The following is an 18,829-nucleotide window of genomic DNA, read 5'->3' as shown; positions in this document are numbered from 1 at the left end:
TTAATAAACCTCAGGGTCAATTAATGTTGATTTTTCTATAAATAATTCTTTCTCTCTTTCACGAATCTTAGTATAATCATAATTAGCCATTACAGGAAAATTAATAGACCATTCAAAAGGAATAACTTTTTTTCTTAAAGAAGCTTCTGAATCAAATATTCTAGCAAGATTTGCGTATAATTCAAATAAATTGTCTGCTTTTAGTTGTTCTTTTTCTGGTAAATTTAATTCTTTATATCTTTCATCTGTATCAAAATCAGAACGTTTTAATAATTCAATATTTTCACAAGAATCATCATCTAAAATGGTTTTTAAAATAGTTTTATCTGTTCCTCCTAATGAATGACCGATTACTAAAACATCATATTTATCGAAAGTAGCTAATTGATTAAGAACTTTTCTGTAATTTTTGCTTTTTAAATAATCAAAAGTTTTAAAATATTTTAAAAAGCTATTATTTTTACTAGCTTTCATTTTTTGATACATTTCATCTGTATCATCTCCGTAACCAAAAATAATATCTTCGGATAAACTATTGTGAATATGTATGTTTTTATTTAAATTGAGATTTACTGAATGACGATAACAATTAATTGTGTTCGTATAATTAAAATTAATGAAAGAGACATTTTCTCTATCGATAAAATGACTTTCAAAAGAATTATTTACAGAACCATTATGTGTTGGCTCTATTTTATCGTTTAAATATTTTTTTAAGGCTTCTTTTATTTCTTGTAAATTATTATTAAGTATTTTTAATTCGTCATTATGATTTTCTTTTGGTGAATTATAAATATCTTTTAATTCTTCGTAATATGCTTGTTCTATATCAAACCAGTTTTCAAAGGAATTTGAATATAATTTACCAAGTAATTTATTAGAAATTAAAAGCTTAACATATTCATTATTAGAATTTAAAAAAGGAGAAACTTTATCTGTTTTATTTTGTTGAATAAAGTATGAAACATCATTTAAAAATTTGTCGTCTGTTGATTCAGTTGATAAATCACTGAATGTCATTATATTTTGATTAAGGTAAATAAGAAGTTCTTTATTTAAAAACTGTTTGTTATTTTCGAAATCAAATATTTTGGTCAATATAATCTCATTTAAATAATAATTGGCAAAATGATTATAACTTGTTTTTAATCCGTGGGCTAAATCAAAGCCATTACCGATAATTACAATTAAATTTTTACTCTTTTCTTTCATAAGTTTTTCAAGTAAATATAATTAACAATTACTAATATTTTGTTTAATTTTAATTTTTACTTGTGAGATAAAAAAAAAAGACAAATATTTGTAGTATCAAAATAAGAACATGAATTTTAATCAATTACATCATCATCATCATATTTGCACTCAAGCGAACTGAAGATGTATTGACTAAAAACAAAACATATTTTAAACCCGTTTGAGTAAATCAAACGGTTTTTTTATTTCTATAAAAGAAATTTTCTACACGTTATTTACTCAAACTAATTAATAATCAAAATGAGTAAATTAAGAATTGCAATTCAGAAATCAGGAAGACTAAATGAAGATTCGTTAAATCTTTTAAAAAATTGTGGAATTTCTATTGATAATGGGAAAGACCAATTAAAAGCATCGGCAAGTAACTTTCCTTTAGAAGTTTTTTATCTTCGAAATGGCGATATTCCGCAGTATTTAAAAGATGGCGTTATTGATATTGCTATTATCGGCGAAAATTTATTAATCGAAAAAGGAGGCGATATAGAGTTTATTGAAAAATTAGGTTTTTCTAAATGTAAAGTTTCGTTAGCAATTCCAAAATCAGAAGAATATACAGGATTGTCTTATTTTCAAGATAAAAGAATTGCAACATCGTATCCGAATACAGTTAAAAATTTTCTGAAATCAAAAAATATTACTTCTCAATTACATATTATTAATGGTTCTGTTGAAATTGCTCCAAATATCGGCTTGGCTGACGGTATTTGCGATATTGTATCAAGCGGATCTACTTTATTTAAAAATAACCTAAAAGAGGTTGAGGTTATCTTAAAATCGGAAGCTGTTTTAGCTGTTTCTCCAAAATTAGAAGCATCACAGCAAGAAATTTTAGATAAACTTCAATTTAGAGTTCAATCGGTTTTAAAAGGAAGACGCTCAAAATATATTTTATTAAACGCTCCTAATGATAAACTAGAAAAAATCATCAATATTTTACCAGGAATGAGAAGCCCAACGGTATTGCCTTTATCAGAAAAAGGCTGGAGTTCTGTACACTCAGTTTTAGATAAAGATGAATTTTGGGATGTTATAGATGAGCTTAAAAAGAATGGAGCTGAAGGTATTTTAGTATGTCCTATTGAAAAAATGGTTGTTTAATCAGTGTTTTAAGAAGAAATAACATGAAAATTATAAAATATCCAGCAGTAAAAGATTGGAAACAGCTTTGTAAAAGAGCAACTTTAAATCAAAATAATTTACAAGAAACGGTTCAAAATGTTTTAAATGATGTCAAAATCAATAAAAATAAAGCATTAACAAAATATGCCGAATTATTTGATAAAGTTTCTTTAACTTCTTTTGAAGTTACTGATAAAGAAATTGAAGAAGCTGAAAAATTAGTTAGTTCGGAGTTAAAAGAAGCAATTCAATTAGCAAAAAGTAACATTGAAGTTTTTCATAATTCTCAAAAAGAGGAAGAGAAAAAAGTAGTTACTACTGCAGGTGTTACTTGTTGGCGTAAAAGTGTTGCTATCGAAAAAGTTGGTTTGTATATTCCAGGAGGATCTGCACCTTTATTTTCAACTATTTTAATGTTAGCAACTCCTGCAAAAATAGCAGGTTGTAAAGAAATAGTATTGTGTACACCTCCTAATAAAGAAGGAAAAGTACACCCTGCAATTTTATATACGGCGGCATTAGTTGGCGTTACCAAAATTTTTAAAGTTGGTGGAGCTCAGGCTATTGCGGCAATGGCGTACGGTACAGAAACTATTCCTAGTGTGTATAAAATATTAGGTCCAGGAAATCAGTATGTAACAAAAGCAAAAGAATTAGTTCAGCAAGAAGGACTTTCTATTGATATGCCAGCAGGACCAAGTGAAGTTTTGGTTATTGCTGATGAAACATCAAACGCTGGATTTGTAGCTGCTGATTTATTATCACAAGCCGAACACGGAGCAGATAGTCAAGCAGTTTTAGTAACAACTTCATTAGAGGTTTCAGAAAATGTACTTGCCGAAGTAGCGAAGCAAGTGAAAGAATTACCTAGAAGAGAAACCGCCGAAAAAGCATTAGAAAACAGTTTTGTAGTTGTTTTAAATTCTTCGGATGAAATGATTGATTTTAGTAATGTATATGCACCAGAACATTTAATTATTGCGTCTGAAAATGCATCAATATATATTGATAAAATTAGTAATGCAGGTTCGGTGTTTTTAGGGAATTATAGCTGTGAAAGTACAGGTGATTACGCAAGTGGAACAAATCACACGTTACCAACAAACGGATATGCTAAAAATTATAGCGGTGTTTCTTTAGATAGTTTTATCAAAAAAATTACTTTTCAAGAAGTAACAAAGCAAGGAATAGCAACTATTGGAAAAGCAATAGAATTAATGGCAGAAGCCGAAGGTTTACAAGCTCACAAAAATGCTGTTACCTTAAGATTAAAAGATATTGAAAATGTTTAATTTAGATAAAATAGTTCGCCCAAATATTCAAAAATTAAAGGCATATTCATCAGCAAGAGATGAATTTAAAGGTGAAGCAGAAGTATATTTAGATGCGAATGAAAACCCTTTTGGAACATTAAACAGATATCCAGACCCAAAGCAAACAAAAATCAAAGAACGATTATCAGTAATTAAAAAAGTTGCTGAAAATCAAATTTTTGTCGGAAACGGAAGTGATGAAGTAATTGATTTAGCATTCAGAATTTTCTGTGAACCATCAAAAGATAAAGCGTTAACTTTTTCGCCTACTTATGGAATGTACGATGTTTCGGCAAGTATCAACGATATTGAATTAATTAAGCAACCTTTGGTAAATGATTTTCAAATAAGTTTAAATCAGTTACAACCATATTTAGATATGGAGGAAGTGAAAATTATATTTATTTGTTCGCCAAACAATCCTACAGGAAATTGTTTTGAAGACGAAACTATTGAATATATATTGGAGAATTTTAACGGAGTAGTAATTATTGATGAAGCTTATATTGATTTTAGTTCAAGAGCTTCTTATAGTACTAAATTAGAAAAATATCCAAATTTAATTGTAAGTCAAACCTTTAGTAAAGCTTGGGGATTGGCAGGTGTAAGAGTAGGTGTAGCATACGCAAATTCTGAGGTTGTCGATTTATATAACAAGGTGAAACCTCCTTACAATGTAAGTACTTTAAATCAAGAAGCAGTAATAGCTTCTTTAGATAATTTAGCTCAATTTGAGGAAAATAAAAATATCATTATCAATGAAAAAGAAAAATTGATTAATGATTTAAATAACCTTGAATTAGTAAAAAAAATATATCCTACAGAAGCTAATTTTATATTAATCGAAGTGAAAAATGCAAATTTAATTTACACTAAATTAGTAGCCGAAAAAATAATTACAAGAAACAGAAATACATTAGTAAATAACTGTTTACGAATTACGGTAGGAAGTACAGACGAAAATAAAAGATTAATTACAGCATTAAAATCACTAACATAAAAAATAACTTATAGTTATTGATTTAAAAATAATAAGATGAAAAAAGTATTATTTATAGATAGAGATGGAACTTTAATTAAAGAACCAGCAGACGAACAAACAGATTCATTCGAAAAATTAGAGTTTTATCCGAAGGTCTTTCAAGGATTAAGTAAAATAGCTAAAGAATTAGATTTCGAATTAGTTTTAGTTACAAATCAAGATGGATTAGGAACAGCAGTATATCCTGAAAATACTTTTTGGCCAGTACATAACTTTGTGATGCGAACTTTAAAAGAAGAAGGAATTGTTTTTTCAGAAGAAATTATTGATAGAACTTTTGCTAAAGATAATCAGCCAACAAGAAAACCGAATACAGGTTTGCTAACTAAGTTTTTTTCCGAAGAATATGATTTAGCAAATTCTTTCGTAATTGGTGACCGTTTAACAGATGTTGAACTCGCTAAAAATTTAGGAGCAAAAGGGATTTATATAAATGATGAAACTTTTTTAGGTACTGATGAAATTACCGTTAAAAGAAGTGAATTAGATGATTTTATCGCCTTAGAAAGTAGCGATTGGAATGCTATTTATGAGTTTTTAAAGTTAGAAGAAAGAACGGCTGAAATTGTTAGAAATACCAATGAAACGAAAATTGACATCAAATTAAATCTTGATGGAACTGGTAAAAGTAACATTAGTACAGGAATTGATTTTTTTGACCACATGCTAGACCAAATTGCACGTCATGGGCAAATGGATTTAGATATTCAAGTAAAAGGAGATTTGGAAGTTGATGAACATCACACAATTGAAGATACTGCAATTGCGTTAGGTGAAGTTTTTAATACTGCTTTAGGTAACAAATTAGGAATAGAACGTTACGGATTTTGTTTGCCAATGGATGATTGTTTAGCACAAGTAGCTATTGATTTTGGAGGTAGAAATTGGTTAGTTTGGGAAGCAGATTTTAAAAGAGAAATGATTGGTAAAATGCCAACAGAAATGTTTTTTCACTTTTTTAAATCGTTTACTGACGGTGCAAAATGTAATTTAAATATAAAAGCTGAAGGTGATAATGAACATCATAAAATAGAAGCTATTTTTAAAACATTTGCCAAAGCAATAAAAGTAGCTGTAAAAAGAGACAGTAGTAAAATGATTTTACCATCAACAAAAGGAATGCTATAATTCATAATTAAAATATGATTGCAATTATAAAATACAATGCGGGTAATATACGTTCGGTTCAAAATGCGATTACTCGTTTAGGGTATGATAGTATTATAACTGATAATCCTTCGGAAATTTTAAAGGCTGATAAAGTAATTTTTCCAGGTGTTGGTGAAGCTAGTTCGGCAATGGCATATTTAAAAGAACGTAAATTAGATGAGCTTTTAGTATCTTTAAAACAACCTGTTTTAGGAATTTGCTTGGGTTTACAATTAATGGGAATGTCATCTGAAGAAGGAAATACAAAATGTTTAGGTATTTTTAATACAGTTACAAAAAAGTTTCCGCCTTTAGAAAAAGTTCCGCACATAGGATGGAATAGTTTTTCAGAAATAAAATCATCAAAAATAATAGAAAATTTAGCTATTACTGATGATGTGTATTATGTACACGGTTTTTATGCTGAGGTTTGTGAAAACACCATAGCAACCTGTAATTACATACAACCATTTAGTTCAATAATGCAAAAAGATAATTTTTATGCAATGCAATTTCACCCAGAAAAATCAGCAAGTGTGGGTGAAAAATTATTGAAAAATTTTTTAGAATTATAAGGCTTCAAAATAAAAATAAGAAAGATGAGAATTATACCAGCCATAGATATTATTGAAGGAAAATGCGTTCGCTTAACAAAAGGAGATTACGCAACCAAAAAAGTATATAACGAAAACCCTATTGAAGTAGCAAAGGAGTTTGAAGATAATGGAATAGAATATTTACATTTAGTTGATTTAGACGGAGCAAAATCACAACACATTGTAAATTATAAAATTTTAGAACAAATAGCTTCTAAAACTAATTTAAAAATAGATTTTGGAGGTGGTTTAAAATCTGATGAAGATTTACGTATTGCTTTTGATAACGGAGCAAATCAAATTACAGGAGGTAGTATTGCTGTTAAAAATCGGGAGGTTTTTACAGGATGGATAAACAAATATGGAGGTGATAAAATTATTTTAGGTGCCGATTGTATCAACAGAAAAATAGCAACTCACGGATGGTTAGAAACATCAGAAGTTGATGTTGTTGACTTTATAAAACAATACGAACAAATAGGTGTGAGAAATACTATTTGTACCGATGTTGCTAAAGATGGAATGTTACAAGGAGCATCAGTTGATTTGTATAAAGAAATTTTAAGTAAAAGCGATGTGAATTTAATTGCTAGTGGAGGTGTTGCTAGTATTGACGATTTAATTCAGTTGAAAGAAATAGGTTGTGAAGGTACTATTTTAGGAAAAGCAATTTATGAAGGGTATGTAACTTTAAAAGAATTACAGAAGTTATGTTAAAAAAAAGAATAATACCTTGTTTAGATATTAAAAACGGAAGAACTGTAAAAGGTGTTAATTTTGTCGATATTAAAGACGCTGGTGACCCAATAGAATTAGCAAAACAATATGTAAAAGATGGTGCTGATGAATTAGTTTTTTTAGATATTACAGCGACTTTAGAAAACAGAAAAACATTAGTTGATTTAGTTGAGCAAATAGCACAAGAAATAAACATACCATTTACAGTTGGAGGTGGAATTAGTACTGTTGAAGATGCATCAAAGTTAATTCAAGCAGGAGCAGATAAGGTGAGTATTAATTCATCAGCAGTAAAAAATCCGCAGTTAATTACAGATTTAAAAAACAGATTTGGAAGTCAGTTTGTAGTAGTTGCTATTGATACTAAATATGTAAATGATAGATGGAAAGTATTTACTAAAGGAGGTACTAACGAAACGGAATTAGAGACAGTTGCTTGGGCTAAAGAAGTAGAAAAATTAGGAGCTGGTGAAATTTTATTAACATCAATGAATAGTGATGGAACTAAAGCAGGTTTTTCAATTGATATAACTAACTCGGTAAGTAGTGCTATTAATATTCCTGTTATAGCATCAGGAGGAGCAGGTAAAGAAGTACATTTTAAAGACGTATTTACTAAAACAGAAGCAAGTGCAGGTTTAGCAGCCAGTATTTTTCATTTTGCAGAAATTCCTGTACCACAACTTAAACAATATTTAAAAGAACAAAATATACCAGTACGATGAATATAGATTTTACAAAAGGAGACGGGCTTGTTCCTGTTATAATTCAGAATAATACCACATTACAAGTATTAATGTTAGGGTATATGAATGAAGAAGCGTTCTTAAAAACAAAAGAAACTAATAAAGTAACTTTTTTTAGTAGAAGTAAAAATAGGTTGTGGACAAAAGGAGAGGAGTCTGGTAATTTTTTATCAGTTAAAGATATTCAAATCGATTGTGATAACGATACTATTTTAATAAAAGCAATCCCCGCAGGAGCAACTTGCCATAAAGGAACAACTTCTTGTTTTGCAGATGAAACTCCAAAAGGTTTTTTATATGAATTAGAACGCATTATTTCTGATAGAATTGATACTAATCACCCAACATCATATACCAATAAATTATTTAAAAGAGGAATTAATAAAGTTGCTCAAAAAGTTGGTGAAGAGGCTGTAGAATTAGTTATTGAAGCCAAAGATAATGATGCCAATTTATTTAAAAATGAAGCTGCCGATTTATTTTATCATATTGTAATTCTTTTAAAAGCAAAAGGTTTTACAATAACTGATATTGAGGCTATTTTAAGAGATAGAAATTAAATGATTTATAGTATTTTTGCAAAATGAATGAATTTCAACAACTAAGAGATACCTTAAACGAAAGCGTTTTAAATAATAATTTTGTAAAATTAACTTTAAGCAAACCTATCAAAAAAAGTGATGGATTACCAAACGTATATGTTCGATTGGTAAAGATAAAAGGCGCAGAAATGTTCCAATTTACCTATCATTATAATACCAATGATAAAGTTCAGAACTATACAATTTCTGAAGCTATTACCGAAATAGAAATTCTATTAATGGATAACTTTAGAGCGGCAACCTTGTTTACCCTAACTAAAGATTTATTGATATTTATCTCTAAAAGAAAATTAGTTTCTTACCGAGAAAATATGGCGAGTTTTAAAAATAAATTACCTGAAACCCACGACAAACCAAAAGAGCGTTTAGCCGAAGCAGGGAGTTATTTACATCATTTAGGAATTACCGATAAACAAGGAAAGGTTATTCATAAAATGGCTGACAAATACCGTCAAATTAATAAATATTTAGAGATTATTGAAGGTTTATTAAAATCTACACGATTACCAAAACACATTAATATTGTTGATATGGGTTCTGGTAAAGGCTATTTAACTTTTGCTTTGTACGATTATTTGGTAAATCAAAAAAAATACAGTGCAACCGTTACAGGAATTGAATTGCGTAAAGAATTAGTCGATTATTGTAATGATGTTGCCGAAAAATCAGCCTTTACAAAATTATCATTTGTAGCACAGCCAATTCAAGAATACGACAACAATAAAATTGATATTTTAATCGCTTTACACGCCTGCGATACCGCTACTGATGATGCTATTTACAAAGGATTATCAGCAAAAGCAGAACTAATTATTTGTGCGCCTTGTTGCCATAAACAAATCCGTCAGCAAGTAAAAGGAAAAGAGCAAGAAAGCCCGTTATTAAAATACGGAATTTTTAAAGAACGTCAGTTTGAAATGGTTACCGATACCATTCGTGCGTTAATTTTAGAAAAAAGTAATTATAATACCAAAGTTTTTGAATTTATAAGCAACGAACATACCCGTAAAAATGTAATGTTAGTAGCTAGTAAATCAATCAAAAAGAATGATACTACTAAAATTGATGCTAAAATAGCAGGTTTAAAAGATGCCTATGCTATTGAAAGTCATTACTTAGAAACACTTGTGTAAAGTATTTATTTTTGATGTTTTATAGATAAAAAAACCACCATTATTGGTGGTTTTTTTAGGTTTTAAATAAGGTTGTATTTTTAAAATCAGCACAAATTCTTAGCCCCGATTGTAGCAATTGTTTGAGCTCTTTTTTTGATTTTTCTTCAAAAAAAAGCGAGTGCGGAAAGCGGGAAATAGCTCCTAAAAAATCAAAAAATATTATAGTACATTTACGTTTTAAAACACCAGCATGAAAAATTCAAAACTCTTAATTATAGCCGCCTTTTTTTCAATATATATAATTTGGGGTTCTACCTATTTATTTAATAAAATTGCCGTTACCGAAATACCACCATTATTTTTAGCGTCGATACGTTTTTCAATTGCGGGCGTTTTAATTATGATTTTGGCTAAAATCATGAAATTACCCTTAAAAATTAGTAGAAATCAGCTTGTAAATTCAGGAATTGCAGGGTTTTTATTTTTGGTGTATGGAAACGGTGTTTTCGTATGGGCATTAAAATATGTCGATAGCGGTTTTGCAGCTTTATTAGCCTCGACACAGCCGTTATTTGTGCTATTTTTACTGCGTTTAATAGACGGAAAAAGATTGCAAAAAAAATCGATAATAGGTGTTTTACTAGGTTTAATAGGAATGTATTTATTGGTCAGTCAGCAAGAAATAACCACATCGGAAGGCAGTGTTTTAGGAATTTTTATGATTTTAACCTGCGTACTTAGTTGGAGTTACGGAAGCGTATTTGTGTCAAAAGCCGATTTACCAAAAAAACATTTAGTAAGCACGGGATATCAGATGTTATTAGCAGGTTTTATGTTAGCAATAGCAAGTTTGGTTTTTAAAGAAACTTGGATTTCGCCATTAAATTGGTCGTCAAAAACCCAAGGAGCTATGTTTTTTCTAATCATTTTTGGCGGAATTGTAGCTTTTACGGCATTCAATTATTTGTTAAAATCGGTTTCTCCCGAAAAAGTAGCAACATCGGCGTATGTAAACCCGATAATCGCCTTATTTTTAGGGTGGAGCTTGTTAAATGAACAACTAACAAGCCAATCAATTGTAGCATCTGCGGTTTTATTATTGGGCGTTTATTTTATAAATTCAAGAAAAAAAGTAGTAAAAGTATTGCCTAAAAAAGGAAGTTTTTAAGTGTTGTTTGTAATTTATTTGTTTATTATTTGAAGCAATTTCCCGCTTTCCGCACTCGCTTTTTTTTGAAGAAAAATCAAAAAAAGAGCTCAAACAAAGCTTCAATCGGGGCTAGGCTTTTTTACACAAAACATTATTTTTGCTATTAAAAGAACAAGTTACCACCAAATAACAAAAAACTTCAACAATTCACCATTTGATTTTTTCAACCAACAAAGTGGCGATTTTTTGTCTGTTAAAACGGGTGTTATTTTTGTAATAAAATTATTAAAAGTATGCCAATCAATATTTGTGTGAGGTTGTGTTAACCAATTGTGTTTTGTTGGAATATAAAATTTATAATCTTTAAACTGATTTAATTCAAGTAAAGTAACATAAAAACCAATAATACAATTGTTATTTATCAAAGGAAATTCTTTTCCATAATCTTTTAAAGGAACAAATAATTGTGCTTTAAAATAAAGTTGTTGTTCCAGATTTTTAGCCTCTAAATTTAGTGTTTTTAAGTAATTTTTACATTGTTTAGAATAGAGCAGTGGCAGTTGTTTTTCTTTGAGTTTGGTTAATTTTTGAATTAAAGAATCTTTTTTATTAGGACCAATCCAGCGTTCTAATTCATTTTTTTCTTCAAGGTTTTTTTCATAATTTATAGAATTATCATACAAATAAAACTTATAAATAATCTCTACATGAATTGGTTTTTTATCTTTTAAAAGCAAACAATCTAATTCGCCAAGGGTAATTTTTTCTTGTTGAATTTGAATGTTTTCGGCAATAATTTGAAGGCGTTTATCTTGTTGAAATTCAAAAGAAACAAAACGTTCTACTAATTTTCCTAAGCGTGGTATTTTTGTAATTTCCACTAAAAAAGAAGCTGTTTTTGTAGGCTTTATTTCAAATTGCTGTAAATTAAAAACACCTTTTCCATTCCATAGAAAAGGTGTTTTTAAAAAGCCTTCATATTGTAATTGTAAGTCTTTTAATTGTTGATGCATCTGTTAAAAATAGTTTATATTTTATCTTCTAAACAAGTAATAATTTTTTGAATATCATCTTGAAAATCGAACCAATTAATTTGGGTATCTCTACGAAACCAAGTTCCTTGTCGTTTTGCAAAACGGCGGGTATTTTTCTTAATTTCTTCAATGGCAAATTCTTTGGTAAAATCCCCTTGAAAATATTCAAATAATTCGCGATATCCAACAGTTTTTAATGCAGTTAAATTTTTATGAGGTTGCATTTTTTTAGCCTCCTCAAGCAAACCGTTTTCTAACATAATATCGACACGTTTATTAATTCGGTCGTACATAATTTGCCTATCGGCAGTTAAACCGATTTTGATAACTTTAAAATTACGAGGCGCTTTGGGTTTGTTTTTAAAAGAACTGTATGTTTTGCCCGAACCAATACAAACCTCTAAAGCACGCATTACCCGATGCGGATTATCAATAGTAATGGTATTATAGGTTTCAATATCGAGTTCTTTGAGTTGTTCTTGAAGTTTTTCAATGCCATTTTCTTCAAGCTCTTTGGTTAGTTTTTCTCTGATACTAGCATTGACTTCAGGAAAATAATCTAAGCCTTTTAAAACGGCATCGACATACAAACCGCTACCGCCAACCATAATTTGTACAGGGTTTTCAGTAAATAATTCGTCTAATTTAGTGAGTGCATCTTTTTCAAATTGTCCGACAGAATAGTTGTCAAAAATACTTCTGTTTTGAATAAAATGATGTGGTGCAGCTTCCAATTCTTCCGAAGAAGGAACCGCAGTTCCGATGCTCATTTCTTTAAAAAACTGACGAGAATCACAAGAAACAATACTGCAATTAAAATGCTGTGCAAGTTTTATACTTAATGCTGTTTTTCCGATTGCCGTAGCACCAACAATGGTAATTAGGGTGTTTTTCATTTTAATTGTGTAAATTTAATCGTGTAGTTTATTTCCGCAGTGATTACAAAAAAGTGCATCATCATCATGCCCTTCATATGAACAGTTTGGGCACGATTGTGTGTTTAAATCAAGCTCGTTTACTTTTACCATTTCAGAACTTACAATCCCTGTGGGAACGGCAATAATTCCGTATCCTAAAATCATAATAATACTCGCTACAAACTGCCCAAAAGGTGTGTGCGGAGCAATATCGCCATAACCAACGGTCGTTAGTGTTACAATTGCCCAATAAACGCTTCTTGGAATACTTGTAAAGCCGTTTTCTCCGCCTTCAATTAAGTACATAATAGTTCCTAAAATAACGCATAAAATCAATACAAAAAACAAAAAAACCGTAATTTTTGTTCTGCTAGCTTTTAAGGCTTTCATAAAATTATTAGATTCTCCAATAAAACGAGCGAGTTTTAAAATTCTAAAAACACGTAGTAATCTCAAGGCTCTTAAAGCTACTAAACTGTGTGTTCCTGTAAAGAAAATTGCCAAATATTTTGGTAGAGTTGACAGTAAATCAATAATTCCATAGAAACTAAAAATATATTTCGATGGTTTTTTTATCGATATAATTCGAGCAATATATTCAATTGAAAATAACCCTGTAATAATCCATTCAGAAATATTTAAAAGCGTTCCGTGTTTTGCATTAATACTTTCGACGCTTTCGAGCATTACTAGTAAAATACTAGCAAGTATTGCGATTAATAAAACGATATCAAATAATTTTCCACCTGAAGTATCGGCTTCATAGATTATTTCATGTAATTTTTCTTTCCAGTTTTTGCTATTTTTCTTCAAGTGAATTTATTTTTTACCTAATTTTTTAATTTTCAGTATCGTTTACTAAACGTACAATTTTGGAAACTTTATTTTTTAATAAATAATTTTTGATAATTGTTTTTGCAATTTGATTATTTTCAATAGGTGTTATCATCGATTTTAAAACCGATAAATTATTTTCTTGAAAGGCTAAATTAGTATAGGTATATCCTAAAACGATATTATTTTCAATTAAAACAACAGCATGCTCTTCAGGGTTTCTTCCTTTATCAAAAATTAAAAAAGTATCATGATTAAAGTTTTTATTAGAAATTTTTGGCTTACGAATAACATTATACTTAGGTTTTAATTTAAGTAGTTCTAAATGATATTTTAAGCGGGTAAATAGTAAATTTCCTGTTTCTTGATAGGTAATTTCGTGTATTCTTTTTATTATTTTTAACCCTTTAGGACTATCTTTTAAAAGAAGTTTGTTTACTTCATTCTTTATATTTTTACCTCTACCTATAAAAATAATAACACCTTGTTCACTATGCACATAAAAAAGCCCTTCTTTTTCGGGTAATTTATCTAAAATTTTTAAATAACGTTGTTTTATATGTCTGTTATCGGCATATTTTATAGATTGCTGAATAATACTTTTATCAATATCTTTTTCTAATAGAAGTTTAAATAACTGAACAGTTGCCAAGGCATCGCCGTTTGCTCGGTGTCTGTCGCTCATCGGAATACCGATAAACTTACATAATTTACCTAAACTATGTGAGGGAGCTTCTGAAATTAGTTTTTTACTTAGTGCTACGGTACAAAGAGTATTTCTTTGATAGTCATAGCCTAGTCGGTCAAATTCTGTGCGTAAAATTCGATAATCAAAACTCGCATTATGTGCTATAATAATACAGTCTTCTGTAATTTCAAGAATGCGTTTTGCTACCTCATAAAATTTAGGAGCATTACGAAGCATATTGCTGTTAATACCTGTTAATTTAACAACAAATTCTTGAATTTCTCGTTCAGGGTTTATTAAACTGATAAATTGATCAACAACTTGATGCCCATCAAATTTATGAATGGCAATTTCTGTAATTCCTTCTTCGTTAAATTTTCCTCCTGTGGTTTCAATATCTAAAATTGCGTACAAATCTTTTTTTTTAAACTGATAAGTGTAAAACTAAACAATATAATTTCGAACGCCAAAAATAGCGCTACCAATTCGTACCATAGTACTTCCGTTTTTTATAGCTAGCTGATAATCACCACTCATTCCCATTGATAATATTGTTGGTTTAAGAGTTGTTTTTTGTTTGTTTTTGAAAAAATTAGCTAAACAAGTAAATTCATCTTCTAATTGTTTTTGATTATCGGTAAAAGTAGCCATTCCCATAAAGCCTACAATCTTTATATTTTGCAGTTCTAAAAGTTCTTCGGATGAAATAATAGTATCAATATCTAAAAATGACAAGCCAAATTTTGTTTCTTCTTTGGCAATACGAGCTTGTAATAAACAATTAATTACACGGTGGTGTTTTTTAGCTTGTTTATTAATTTCTTTTAAGGTTTTAAAGCTATCAACTCCATGAATTAAATTTACAAAATGCGCCATATATTTAACTTTATTGCTTTGTAAATGCCCTATCATATGCCATTCAATGTCTTTTGGCAAGGCATCAAATTTTGTAACCATTTCCTGAATTTTATTTTCACCAAATACTCGTTGCCCAGCATTGTAAGCCTCTTGAATATCGGCAATAGGTTTGGTTTTCGAAACAGCAACTAAAGTTACATTCGCTGGAATTGTTTTTTTTATTTCGATAAGATTTTCTTTAATTCCTGTCATTTTATTATTTTTCAAGTTCAAGATGTTTTTTGCTATTGTTTTGATATTTTTTAATGCGCTAAAACTCGTAAATAGTTAAAGCACTTCTTAACTTAGGCTCTATATAGGTTGTTTTTGGAGGCATTAACATATCGGCATCTACAATTTGCTTAAGCTCATTAATAGAGGTTGGTAGCATTCCGAAGGAAACTTTAAATTTACCGCTATCAACTTTTGTTTTTAATTCTAAACCGTCCGATTTATCTTGAGAATATAAAATTTTAGAGGCATTTCGAATATCATCGATGCCTAAAATAGGTTTTAAAACAGTAGTATATAAAACTTGCGCATCTAATTTACTTAAAGCATCTGTAAATTTATATCTTGACAAGCGTAAGTTTAAGGCATAAAATTCGCCATTTAAATACATGCTAAATTGATGCTTTTCTTTGGGTTTGTATAATTCTTGTCCCCTGTTTTCTATTCTAAAAAAAGTATCTAATTCAATTAAAAATTCTTCAGGAGTTAGGCCGTTTAAATCGGTAATAAATCGATTAAATTCATAAATACTCAATTGACTTTCAGGCAACAAATAACTCATAAAAAAGTTGTATTTTTCATTTCCTGTATGATTCGGGTTTTCTTTTGCTAAGTTTTTAGCCAATAAACAAGCAGAGGTAGACCGATGATGCCCATCGGCAATATACAAGGTATCGATTGCTTGAAAAGCAGTGGTTATTTGTGTAATATCCTCTTTATTATTAACCAGCCATAACAAATGATGCTCTTTATCGGTGGTTGAAAATTCATATTCAGGTCTAGTTGCTTTATATTTTTTAATAATAGCGGTAATGACACTATTATCAGGATAAGTAAGCAATACAGGTTCGGTATTAAAACCCGTATTTTTTAAATAATTTTCAAATAATAACTCTCTTTCCTGAAGCGTTCCTTCGTGTTTTTTAATGACATTATTATGATAATCATCCACAGAAGTTGCTGCAATAATACCACAAAAAGATGCCGTTGCGGTTGTTTTTTGATAAATATAAAACCCCGCAACCTTATCTTTGGTAAAAATACCATCATCTTTAAATTCTAAATACCGATTGTGTACCAATTTAAAGCGTTGTTCGCCTATAATATCTTGTTTATGATATTTATAACCAGGGTTTAAAACATGTAAAAATGTATAAGGATTAAACGCTAATTTAGCATTTAACATTTCTGGGCTATAAATTTCATACGATTTTGATGAAACTAACCCCACCTTGTCTCTAGTAGCTCTAACAGCTTTAAACGGTTTTACAATTGCCATTAATAATTTAAATTTATACGTGTAATGAATTAATAATTTTATTTGCCAATTCCGTTCCTATTTTATGTTGTGATTCTACGGTAAAAGAAGCAATATTAGGGCTTAAAGATAGCTCAGGATTCATTAATAATTGAATTTCTGGTGTAGGCTGATTTTCAAAAGTATCTAAACCAGCATACTGTACTTTTCCGCTTTCAATGGCATTTACAAGGGCAATTTCATCTACCAAACCACTTTGGGAAACGTTGATAAAACCAACACCTTTTTTCATTTTTTCAAACTCTTTAACACCAATAATATGATTTTCTTCGGATGCTAAATGTACCGTAATAAAATCAGCTTCTTTTAGTAAGTCATCAGCTGAGGTAAAATCGATTTCAATATCAATAGCTTGTCCGTTGTAAAATTCAACAGGAATTGTAATTGAATCACCAAATTCAACATCGTAGGCAATAACTTTCATCCCTAAACCTAAGGCAAGTTTTGCTACCTGTTGTCCTTCGATACTCATTCCTATAATCCCTAGAGTTTTTCCACGAACTTCAGTTCCTGCTGAAAATTGTTTCTTTAAAGCATTAAAACTCGTATCACCTTCTAAAGGCATTTCTCTATTGGCTTGGTGTAAAAAACGAGCCATTGTTAATAAATGAGCAAAAACCAATTCGGCAACAGCATTGGCACTTGCATCTGAAACATTAATAATTTGCACACCACATTCTTGGGCGTAAATAACATCAATATTATCGTTGGTTGTGCTTGCGTTTGCAATTAGTTTTAAGGTAGGGCAATTATCGATCAGTTCGGCATGAATTTCTGTGCTGTTTTTGATAACAACAACATTAATTTGCTCTTCATTGATAAAGTTGTCTAGCTGTTCTTGCGCAACTTTGGTTGTTATTACTTCAAATCCTGCATTTTCTAGGGTAGCTGTTCCACCGTCTAAGATTCCGTCGTTTACTAATATTTTCATTTAAAGTATGTTTCTTTTAATTGGTAATTTCAATTGATAAATTAAAGGGTAATTTTATAATTAACTTGTTCTTTCGAGTTCTTGCATCACATCGACCAAAGCCTGAACACTGTATAAAGGCAAGGCATTGTACATACTAGCACGATATCCGCCAATACTTCTATGACCATCTAAACCATTAATATTTGCTTGTCTCCAAAGTGTATCAAATTTATTTTTTAAAGCTTCGGATGCGATACCCGATGTAATAGTAAAGGTCGCATTCATATGGCTACGATCTTCTTTTATAGCACTTCCTGTAAATAATTGGTTTCTATCGATTTCAGCATATAAAAGTGCCGATTTTTGTTCGTTTACTTTTTCAATAAACGGAATTCCACCTAATTTTTTTAACCATTCTAGGGTTAGCATTGAGGTGTAAACCGCAAAAACAGGCGGTGTATTAAACATGCTATCTTTATCGATAAACGTTTGATAATTTAACATTGAAGGAATAATACGTTCCACTTTTCCTAAAATATCGTTTTTTACGATAACAAGCGTTGTTCCCGCCGGACCCATGTTTTTTTGTGCGCCTGCATAAATTAAATCAAATTTTGAAAAATCTAATTCACGCGAAAAAATATCGGAACTCATATCACATATTAAAGGAACTTCCGTTTCTGGGAAACTTTTCATTTGCGTTCCATAAATAGTATTATTGCTCGTGCAATGAAAATAATCGGCATCGGTAGGAATGCTATAATTTTTAGGAATGTAATTAAAGTTTTTATCTTCGGATGAAGCAACGGTAACAATTTCGCCGAATAATTTTGCTTCTTTTATGGCTTTTGAACTCCAAGTTCCAGTATTTAAGTACGCCGCTTTTTTGTTTAATAAATTATACGCGGTCATTAAAAACTGATTGCTTGCACCACCTTGTAAAAACAATGCCGTATAACCTTTGTTTTCTAAACCTAGTAATTCTAAGGCTAAACTACGCGCATTTTCAATCACATTTACAAAAGAGGTACTTCTGTGAGAAATTTCAACTAACGATAAGTCATCATTATTAAAATTAATAATTGCTTCGGATGCTTTTTGTAAAACTTCTTCAGGTAAAATACAAGGACCTGCGCTAAAGTTATGTTTTTTCATGGCTGATATTGTTTTTAT

The 18,829-nt window shown here is 29.9% G+C and carries 19 protein-coding genes; 10 read left to right on the top strand and 9 right to left on the bottom strand.

The genetic code is table 11. The features are described from left to right. Nucleotides 1-1,212, bottom strand: coding sequence for an AbiH family protein (locus ABNT14_RS06865; RefSeq protein ID WP_101901388.1), 1,212 nt, complete (start codon nucleotides 1,210-1,212; stop codon nucleotides 1-3). 282 nt (nucleotides 1,213-1,494) lie between these two features. On the opposite strand from ABNT14_RS06865, the gene hisG reads away from it, so the two are divergent. The 10 genes from hisG (at nucleotide 1,495) to ABNT14_RS06815 (ending at nucleotide 10,842) form a co-directional block, all read left to right on the top strand. Continuing rightward, nucleotides 1,495-2,352, top strand: a complete 858-nt coding sequence (hisG, locus tag ABNT14_RS06860; protein ID WP_214983523.1) for an ATP phosphoribosyltransferase — start codon at nucleotides 1,495-1,497, stop codon at nucleotides 2,350-2,352. Between the two features lie 23 nt (nucleotides 2,353-2,375). After that, complete coding sequence (gene hisD / locus ABNT14_RS06855) at nucleotides 2,376-3,665, top strand: histidinol dehydrogenase (RefSeq protein ID WP_101901390.1); 1,290 nt, start codon at nucleotides 2,376-2,378, stop codon at nucleotides 3,663-3,665. After that, nucleotides 3,658-4,686, top strand: a complete 1,029-nt coding sequence (gene hisC / locus ABNT14_RS06850) for a histidinol-phosphate transaminase (protein ID WP_200809360.1) — start codon at nucleotides 3,658-3,660, stop codon at nucleotides 4,684-4,686. Before hisD ends, hisC begins: the two co-directional genes overlap by 8 nt. A 36-nt stretch (nucleotides 4,687-4,722) precedes the next feature. After that, nucleotides 4,723-5,856 carry a bifunctional histidinol-phosphatase/imidazoleglycerol-phosphate dehydratase HisB gene (gene hisB, locus ABNT14_RS06845; RefSeq protein ID WP_101901394.1) on the top strand — a complete coding sequence of 378 codons (1,134 nt, stop codon included), beginning with the start codon at nucleotides 4,723-4,725 and terminating at the stop codon, nucleotides 5,854-5,856. A gap of 14 nt (nucleotides 5,857-5,870) precedes the next feature. Further along, complete coding sequence (gene hisH / locus ABNT14_RS06840; RefSeq protein WP_101901396.1) at nucleotides 5,871-6,452, top strand: imidazole glycerol phosphate synthase subunit HisH; 582 nt, start codon at nucleotides 5,871-5,873, stop codon at nucleotides 6,450-6,452. Nucleotides 6,453-6,476: 24 nt separating this feature from the next. Continuing rightward, nucleotides 6,477-7,190 carry a 1-(5-phosphoribosyl)-5-[(5-phosphoribosylamino)methylideneamino]imidazole-4-carboxamide isomerase gene (hisA, locus tag ABNT14_RS06835; RefSeq protein ID WP_101901398.1) on the top strand — a complete coding sequence of 238 codons (714 nt, stop codon included), beginning with the start codon at nucleotides 6,477-6,479 and terminating at the stop codon, nucleotides 7,188-7,190. Continuing rightward, on the top strand, nucleotides 7,184-7,936 hold the full coding sequence (hisF, locus tag ABNT14_RS06830) for an imidazole glycerol phosphate synthase subunit HisF (protein ID WP_101901400.1): 753 nt from the start codon (nucleotides 7,184-7,186) through the stop codon (nucleotides 7,934-7,936). The genes hisA and hisF overlap by 7 nt, the downstream gene beginning before the upstream one ends. Beyond that, on the top strand, nucleotides 7,933-8,517 hold the full coding sequence (hisIE, locus tag ABNT14_RS06825; RefSeq protein WP_101901401.1) for a bifunctional phosphoribosyl-AMP cyclohydrolase/phosphoribosyl-ATP diphosphatase HisIE: 585 nt from the start codon (nucleotides 7,933-7,935) through the stop codon (nucleotides 8,515-8,517). The genes hisF and hisIE overlap by 4 nt, the downstream gene beginning before the upstream one ends. Nucleotides 8,518-8,540: 23 nt before the next feature. Then, entirely contained in the window at nucleotides 8,541-9,692 is a 1,152-nt protein-coding gene (locus tag ABNT14_RS06820) for a class I SAM-dependent methyltransferase (protein ID WP_101901403.1), read from the top strand. A gap of 232 nt (nucleotides 9,693-9,924) precedes the next feature. Further along, entirely contained in the window at nucleotides 9,925-10,842 is a 918-nt protein-coding gene (locus ABNT14_RS06815) for an EamA family transporter (RefSeq protein ID WP_101901405.1), read from the top strand. A 158-nt stretch (nucleotides 10,843-11,000) separates the two neighbouring features. Here ABNT14_RS06815 and ABNT14_RS06810 read toward each other — a convergent pair whose 3' ends face one another. The 8 genes from ABNT14_RS06810 to serC are packed head-to-tail and all read right to left on the bottom strand — an operon-like array spanning nucleotide 11,001 to nucleotide 18,811. Further along, nucleotides 11,001-11,837, bottom strand: coding sequence for a DUF1853 family protein (locus ABNT14_RS06810; protein ID WP_101901407.1), 837 nt, complete (start codon nucleotides 11,835-11,837; stop codon nucleotides 11,001-11,003). Nucleotides 11,838-11,851: 14 nt separating this feature from the next. Continuing rightward, a complete protein-coding gene (miaA, locus tag ABNT14_RS06805; protein WP_101901409.1) occupies nucleotides 11,852-12,754 on the bottom strand; it encodes a tRNA (adenosine(37)-N6)-dimethylallyltransferase MiaA in 903 nt (300 codons plus the stop codon). Nucleotides 12,755-12,769: 15 nt separating this feature from the next. After that, the gene (locus tag ABNT14_RS06800; protein ID WP_101901411.1) at nucleotides 12,770-13,588 is read right to left on the bottom strand and encodes an ion transporter; all 819 of its coding nucleotides are present in this window, start codon (nucleotides 13,586-13,588) and stop codon (nucleotides 12,770-12,772) included. A gap of 25 nt (nucleotides 13,589-13,613) precedes the next feature. Further along, nucleotides 13,614-14,711 carry an exonuclease domain-containing protein gene (locus ABNT14_RS06795; RefSeq protein ID WP_101901412.1) on the bottom strand — a complete coding sequence of 366 codons (1,098 nt, stop codon included), beginning with the start codon at nucleotides 14,709-14,711 and terminating at the stop codon, nucleotides 13,614-13,616. A 30-nt stretch (nucleotides 14,712-14,741) separates the two neighbouring features. Continuing rightward, nucleotides 14,742-15,407 (bottom strand): YggS family pyridoxal phosphate-dependent enzyme, encoded by a 666-nt coding sequence (locus ABNT14_RS06790; RefSeq protein WP_101901414.1) that lies wholly within the window; start codon nucleotides 15,405-15,407, stop codon nucleotides 14,742-14,744. Between the two features lie 58 nt (nucleotides 15,408-15,465). Beyond that, nucleotides 15,466-16,704 (bottom strand): DUF1015 domain-containing protein, encoded by a 1,239-nt coding sequence (locus ABNT14_RS06785; RefSeq protein WP_101901416.1) that lies wholly within the window; start codon nucleotides 16,702-16,704, stop codon nucleotides 15,466-15,468. Nucleotides 16,705-16,717: 13 nt separating this feature from the next. After that, a complete protein-coding gene (locus tag ABNT14_RS06780; RefSeq protein WP_101901417.1) occupies nucleotides 16,718-17,674 on the bottom strand; it encodes an NAD(P)-dependent oxidoreductase in 957 nt (318 codons plus the stop codon). A 60-nt stretch (nucleotides 17,675-17,734) separates the two neighbouring features. Beyond that, a complete protein-coding gene (serC, locus tag ABNT14_RS06775; RefSeq protein ID WP_101901419.1) occupies nucleotides 17,735-18,811 on the bottom strand; it encodes a 3-phosphoserine/phosphohydroxythreonine transaminase in 1,077 nt (358 codons plus the stop codon). Nucleotides 18,812-18,829 lie beyond the last annotated feature (18 nt).

It is taken from the genome of Tenacibaculum dicentrarchi, assembly GCF_964036635.1.
GTDB classification, from domain to species: domain Bacteria; phylum Bacteroidota; class Bacteroidia; order Flavobacteriales; family Flavobacteriaceae; genus Polaribacter; species Polaribacter dicentrarchi.
This window is presented reverse-complemented; position numbering and strand designations above follow the sequence as displayed.